The organism is Variovorax sp. 01T439_2 (genome assembly GCF_056398445.1).
Window position 1 is genome coordinate 1 of sequence record NZ_JBFTPJ010000274.1, and the last position, 6302, is coordinate 6302.

Annotated in this window: 6 protein-coding genes; 1 reads left to right on the plus strand and 5 read right to left on the minus strand. The window is 70.7% G+C overall.

Annotation, left to right across the window (positions count from 1 at the left end; genetic code table 11):
- A partial coding sequence (locus AC1DOC_RS14705) for a cache domain-containing protein (protein WP_478129991.1) occupies positions 1–1210 on the minus strand: 1210 nt, incomplete at its 3' end.
- An 81-nt stretch (positions 1211–1291) separates the two neighbouring features.
- On the opposite strand from AC1DOC_RS14705, the gene AC1DOC_RS14710 reads away from it, so the two are divergent.
- Positions 1292–1714: a hypothetical protein gene (locus AC1DOC_RS14710; RefSeq protein ID WP_478083720.1), complete on the plus strand. Its 423-nt coding sequence runs from the start codon at positions 1292–1294 to the stop codon at positions 1712–1714.
- Between the two features lie 32 nt (positions 1715–1746).
- Here AC1DOC_RS14710 and AC1DOC_RS14715 read toward each other — a convergent pair whose 3' ends face one another.
- The 4 genes from AC1DOC_RS14715 to AC1DOC_RS14730 form a co-directional block, all read right to left on the minus strand.
- On the minus strand, positions 1747–2685 hold the full coding sequence (locus AC1DOC_RS14715; protein WP_478129992.1) for a VTT domain-containing protein: 939 nt from the start codon (positions 2683–2685) through the stop codon (positions 1747–1749).
- 40 nt (positions 2686–2725) lie between these two features.
- Entirely contained in the window at positions 2726–3736 is a 1011-nt protein-coding gene (locus tag AC1DOC_RS14720) for an aldo/keto reductase (protein WP_478080437.1), read from the minus strand.
- A 68-nt stretch (positions 3737–3804) separates the two neighbouring features.
- Complete coding sequence (locus tag AC1DOC_RS14725; protein WP_478080438.1) at positions 3805–5346, minus strand: alkaline phosphatase D family protein; 1542 nt, start codon at positions 5344–5346, stop codon at positions 3805–3807.
- The gene (locus AC1DOC_RS14730; protein WP_478080439.1) at positions 5343–6113 is read right to left on the minus strand and encodes a glycerophosphodiester phosphodiesterase family protein; all 771 of its coding nucleotides are present in this window, start codon (positions 6111–6113) and stop codon (positions 5343–5345) included. The genes AC1DOC_RS14725 and AC1DOC_RS14730 overlap by 4 nt, the downstream gene beginning before the upstream one ends.
- Between the last annotated feature and the right edge of the window lie 189 nt (positions 6114–6302).

A 6302-nucleotide genomic window follows, 5' to 3' on the forward strand; every position in this document is an offset into this window, starting at 1 on the left:
CGTCGAAGCCGACGCCGTCGTCGCCGATCGAAAGGCGCACGCCGTCCTCGTCGGAAAAGCCCAGCGCAATGTGCACGCGGTGCGCCTGCGCGTGCTTGCGCACATTGGTGAGCGCCTCCTGCGTGACGCGAAAGAGCGCGGTCTTGGCCTCCTGCGAGAGTTCGAAGGCCTCGCCCTCGATCATGATGGAGGCGTCGATGGCGCCCTCTTCGGCGAATTCGTCGCCCAGGCGCTCGAGCGCGGCGGGCAGGCCGAGCGTGTCGAGCAGGGCCGGCCGCAGGCGGTGCGAGATGCGGCGCACCTCGATCAGCGAATCGTTGAGCCGTTGCAGCGCCTTGCTCAGCGCGGGCGGCGCGGGCTGGCGTTCGCGGTCGAGCGCATCCACGGCCGATTCGATCAGCAGCTTGGCCGACACCAGCGTCTGGCTGGTGCCGTCGTGCAGCTCGCGCGCGAGGTGGCCGCGCTCTTCTTCCTGCGACTGCACCACGCGCCGCGCCAGCAGCCGCAGCTTGGCCTCGGCCGTGCGGTGCTCGCTGAGGTTGAGCAGCAGCCCGGTGGCGCTCACCACGCCCAGGCACAGCGCCGCAATGCCGGCAATCCAGAGCAGCGTGGTGGTGACGTTGGCGCTCATCTGGCGGTCGAGCGCCTGCATGGTGGCCTCGATGTCGTCCAGGTACAGGCCGGTGCCGACCATCCAGTTCCAGCGCGGCAGCGCAGTGACATAGCCAAGCTTGGGCGCCATCTGCTCGCTGGAGGGCTTGCGCCATTCGTACTCCACATAGCCGCCGCCCGCGCGCGCGCCCGCGATCAGGTCCTGGATGGTGAAGCGGCCGCGGGAGTCGTGCATGTCCCAGAGGTTCTGGCCCACCAGATCGGGCTGGCGCGAATGCATGAGCGAGCGGCCCTGCATGTCGTAGACGAAGAAGTAGCCGTCGTCGCCGTAGTCGAGCGCGGCCAGGCGGCGCAGGGCCTCGCTGCGGGTTTGCTCGTCATCCTGGCCGGCGTCGTACAGCGGCCGCACGGTGCTCACGGCAAGGTCGACGTAGCTGCGCAGTTCGCTGCGCCGCTGGGCCATGTAGCTTTTCTCGATCAGCGCGCGCTCGCGCTGCGCCAGGTCATGCTCCTGGTGGCGCACCGCCAGCGCCACCAGCACCAGTGCAACCAGCAGCGGTGCAACGGCCAGTGCGACGATCTTGGTGCGGAGGTTCATCGGGAGGCAAGACTACCACCGGGCACGGCCATGAACCTTAAGATCGTGAGAACACAGGCACGTACACCGGAGATGATGGGCATGCAGACACGCGCGGCCGCCGCACTGGCCTTTCTTGCCTTGGCCGGCACAGGCACGGCCATTGCCGCGGCACCCTTCACGGCCGTGTTCGGCGGCACGGGCCGTGCATGTTCGGGCGGGCTGTACGTGCGAACGCAAACCATCGAATGGAATTCGAGCTTCAGCATCTGCAAACCCAGCCGCTACAGCGTGCTGGAGAAAGACCTTGCCGCGGCGCATGACCGCATCGTCTTTCGCCTCGCGACCCGCGGCCGGCAGTGCCGCTACGAAGTGGTCGAGGCCGAACAGATCAGCACCTACGGCTGGAGCGTGCAGGGCTACCCATCGCTCGAGGCCTACCAGAAGCGCGCCCTGCCCGGCTGGCACCATTCGCCTCGCGATGAACGAATGGTCCTGTCCTGCCCGATGGTCCGGCTGGACTGAGCACCGCCTCTCCTCGTGGTGGCCGAACGGCCTCAGTGCAGGCTCGTCGGCCGGCCCGAGGCCACCCAGGCGTCGAGCCCGCCCGTCAGCGGCAGCGCGCGCCGCGCACCGCGCGCCAGCAGCACGCGCGCGGCCAGCGCGGCCGACACCTCGTTGGGGCAGTTGCAGTAAAGGACCACGTCGCGCCCGCCGACCAGCGGCAGTTCCGGATGCCGCTGCTGCAGCGCCTTGAGCGTGTACGCCAGCGCCCCGGGGATGCGGCGCGGATCGACCTGCACGCCGGCCTCCCCGCGCACGTCGATCACCAGCGGCGGCGCCTCGCTCGCGAGCAGCTCGTGCAGCTCGTCCACGCTGATGYGCGGCATGCCCGTGAGCCGCATGAAGGCGCGCCGGCGCCAGTAGCGCACCGCCAGCATCACGGCCAGCACCACCACCAGCGCCGCGGTCGCGATGCCGCCGGCCTGGGCCAGCATGGCCAGCACCTCCTGGATCTGGTCGCGAAAGGCCCAGCCCAGCCCGAGGAAGACGACGGTCCAGACCAGCGCGGCGCCGATGTCGAAGCCGATGAAGCGCCACACCGACATGCCCAGCGCACCGGCCATCGGCGGCGCGACCACCGAGACGCCCGGCACGAACTTGGCGGCCACCAGCGAGAGGCCGCCCCACCGGCCGATCAGCGATTCGCCGCGCCGCACGCATGAATCGGGCGACAGCGAGATGCGGCACAGAAGCCGCATGAAACGGTAGCCGAAGCGGCGCCCGGCATAGAACCACGCGCCATCGCCCAGCACGTTGGCCAGCACCGCAGCCAGCACCACGCCCGCCACCGAGACATTGCCGGCCGCCAGCAGCGCACCCGACACCACCAGCACCGCGGCCGCGGGCACCGGCAGTCCGAGGCGCGCGGCAAAGCTCGCCGCGAAGACGATCGCGATCGCGTTCTGCACCAGCAGCGACATCAGCTGTGCCATGGCAGCAGCGCGAGTTGGGGGGTGTTCACTCCTTGGCTGCCTACCTGGGCGCGTCGCCCTTGCGGTAYTCGGCCGTGAGCTCGTCGAGCTTCTGCTTGAGCGCGGGGTCCAGCTTGTAGCTGGCCGCGGCCAGCGTGGCGTCGAGCTGCTCGGGACGGCTCGCGCCGAGCAGCGGCGCGGTGATGAGCGGGTTGGCCATGACCCAGGCCACCGCCAGCGTGGCCAGCGGCACGCCGGCTTCGTCGGCCAGCTTGTGCAGCTGGGTCACGGTGTTGAAGCTGCGCTCGTTCCAGTAGCGGTCCTGGTACATGCCGCCGGCCGTGCCGAGCGTGAAGCGGGTGTTTTGCCCGGGCGCGGCGCCGGGCTTGTACTTGCCGGTGAGCAGGCCGCCGGCCAGCGGGTTGTAGGGAATCACGCCCAGGCCCTCTTCGCCCGCGAGCGGCAGCAGCTCGCGCTCGATCTCGCGGAACAGCAGGCTGTAGCGCGGCTGCACCGACACATAGCGCGTGAGCTTGTGCAGCTCGGCCTTGCCGAGCGCGCGTGCCAACCGGTAGGCCAGGAAGTTGGAGACACCGATGTAGCGCGCGCGGCCCGACTTGACGATGACGTCGAGCGCCTCCAGGCTCTCTTCGAGCGGCGTCTCGCGATCGTCGCTGTGCAGCTGGTACAGGTCGACGTGGTCGGTCTGCAGCCGCTTGAGCGAGGCATCGATGGCGTCGAGCAGGTGCTTGCGCGAGGCGCCCTGGTCCCAGCTGCTGGGGCCGACCTTGCCGACGGCCTTTGTGGCCACCACGAAGCGGCGGCGGCCCGCGGCGCCCTGCTTGTGCAGCCAGCGGCCGATGATCTCTTCGGTGCGGCCCGTGGTTTCGACGGTGCCGCCGAGAGGGTACACGTCGGCGGTGTCGAGAAAGTTGATGCCGCCCTCGGCGGCCTTGTCGAGAATCTGGTGCGACACGGCCTCGTCGGTCTGCAGGCCGAAGGTCATGGTGCCGAGCGCAAGGCGCGAGACGGTGAGGCCGGTGCGGCCGAGACGGGTGGTCGGAATGCTCATGGGGGTGTCGCTCCGGGCGATGGAAGTGCGACGGCCATCATAGTCACGACGGCGCAAGGCTGCAGCGATCAGGTGCTTTCAAGATGCACGCCGGGCGCGCCGCGCTCCACCGCAAAGCGGGCCATCGGCACGACGGCGGCGTCCTCCGCCTTCTCGTCGTCCACGGCGCGGAACTCGACCGTGCAGCCGCGCGCATCGAGCGCCATCTGCGCATAGCCGCGCTTGTCGCCGCGGCCGTAGCGCAGGTGCTCGTTCTTGGCGAGCATGTTGGCCACGCCGGCGGCGCTGGGGCCTTCGGAGGTGATGGCGCCGCCGACGAATTCGGTGGCCACCGCCGGCCCCTGCGGCTCGCGGCGCAGGTCGGCGGCCCAGAAGGCATGCACGTCGCCGCTGATGACCAGCGCATCGCCGCCGCGCGCCTGGTTCGCGGCCAGGCCGTCGAGCAGGCGCGTGCGCGAGGCGGCGTAGCCATCCCAGCCGTCCATCCAGTAGCCGTGCTCGGGGCCGCGCTTGCGGTCGGCCTCGGCCAGCAGCGTGGGCTGGGCGATCACCGTCCAGCGGGCCGGCGGTGCGGCCAGTTCGTTCGCGAGCCAGGCCTCCTGCTTCGCGCCGAGGAAGCTGCGCTCCGGTGCCAGCCGGTCGGCGCAGTCGGCCAGCGGCGAGGCGCTGCGGCCGGCCAGGCAGGCATGGTGCGAACGGTACTGCCGCCCATCGAGCAGGAACACGTCGAGCATGCGGCCGAAGCGGTGGCGGCCGTAGATGGTGGCCGCGGCGCCGGTCGGCCGCATGCTGGCGGGCACGGGCATGTGCTCGTACCACGCCTGGTAGGCCGCGGCGCGGATCGCCAGGAACTGCGCGGGATCGATGCTGCGCGGCGAAACATCGTCGGTGTAGTCGTTCGCCACCTCGTGGTCGTCCCAGGTCACGAGCCAGGGGAAGGCGGCGTGCGCGGCCTGCAGGTGCGGATCGGTCTTGTAGAGCGCATAGCGGTCGCGGAACTCGCCGAGCTGCGTGGGAATGCCGCCCTGGTGGTGGCGCACATGGCGCGAGCCCCAGGAGCTTTCGTAGATGTAGTCGCCCAGGTGCACGACGAAGTCCAAAGGCTGCGTGGCCATGTCGCGGTAGGCCGCGTAGTAGCCCTGCTCGTACTGCTGGCATGACGCGAAGGCAAAGCGCAGCGGCTGCGGCGCGGCATCGCCCTCGGCCGGCGCGGTGCGGGTGCGGCCCACGGGGCTTCGCGCGCCAAGGGCCGTGAAGCGGTACCAGTAGGGGCGGCCGGGCGCGAGGCCCTGCACTTCGACATGCACCGAATGCGCGAGCGCTGCGGTGGCCGTCGCCCTGCCCCTTGCCGCGATGCGTGCAAAGCCCTCGTCGTGTGCCACTTCCCACTGCACGTCGACCGGGGCCTCGCCCATGCCGCCGCCCTGCAGCGGATCGGGCGCCAGCCGGGTCCACAGCACCATGCCGTCGGGCCTGGGGCTGCCGGACGCCACGCCCAGCGTGAACGGAAACCCGCGCGCGGCCTGCTGCGCGTGGAGCCGGAGGAACGGGTGGCCCAGCGAGGCAGCGGCCATTCCGCCGAGCAGCAGGCGGCGGCGCGAGCCCCTCATGTCCTTGCGCGCGCGGCCAGCGCCAGGTCGGGTCGGTCGGTGGTGATCTGGCGCAGGGGCATGGCGAGCCATTGTGCAATTTCATCGGGCTCGTTGACCACCCAGGCACCCAGCCGCTCGCTGCCGAGCGCGGCCAGGCATTGCGGCCAGGTGGCGGCCAGGAGCTTTTTCTCGACCGCGACGATGCAGCCCGGCAGCGCCGCGTAGCGCGCCAGCGCACGCGTGATGCCGCCGAGCATTTCGGCCGAGCGATGGTCGAGCGAGGCCAGCACGCGCCCGCGCGGCCAGTGGGCGAGCACCTGCGCCAGCACCTCGGGCACGAAGCAGGTCAGGATGCTGCGCTCGGCCATGCCCGCATCGTGCAGCGCCTGCACCGTGCGCGCGACGGCGCCGGGCGGCAGCTCGCCGGCGGCGTCGGTCTTGATCTCGACGTGCAGCTCCATGCGCGTGGGCGCGAAGAGCTTGAGCACCTCGGCCAGCGAGGGCACGCATTCGCCGGCCTCATCGGCCCGCTGTTCTTCCTGCGCGCCCTGCCCCTTGCGCAGGCGCGTGGCCAGCACCTCGGCCGCATCGTGCTCGCGCACCGCGCCCGTGCCTTCGGTGGTGCGGTCGAGCAGCGGATCGTGGATGACCACGGCCTTGCCGTCGCGCGTTTCCTGCACGTCGAATTCGACCGCATCGGCGCCCAGCGCGATCAGGCGGCGGAAGCCGCCCATGCTGTTCTCGGGCCAGAGGTTCCGCGCGCCGCGGTGTCCGACGATGATCATTTCTGCAATGTCCTTTGCCTATTTGCTGCTGTCCACCAGCCCCTTGACGAACGAGCGCTGCAGCGCCACCACCACAATGATGGGCGGCAGCATCGTGAGGAGCGCGGCGCTCATCGCCACGTTCCAGGCGGGCTGCGAATCGGCGCGCGGGATCAGGTGCTTGAGGCCGATCACCGCGGTGGCCATGTC

Bases quoted from the DNA above. Each gene is read 5' to 3' on its own strand.
- AC1DOC_RS14710 (WP_478083720.1), top strand. From the start codon at position 1,292: ATGCAGACACGCGCGGCCGCCGCACTGGCCTTTCTTGCCTTGGCCGGC.
- AC1DOC_RS14725 (WP_478080438.1), bottom strand. From the start codon at position 5,346: ATGAGGGGCTCGCGCCGCCGCCTGCTGCTCGGCGGAATGGCCGCTGCC.
- AC1DOC_RS14730 (WP_478080439.1), bottom strand. From the start codon at position 6,113: ATGATCATCGTCGGACACCGCGGCGCGCGGAACCTCTGGCCCGAGAAC.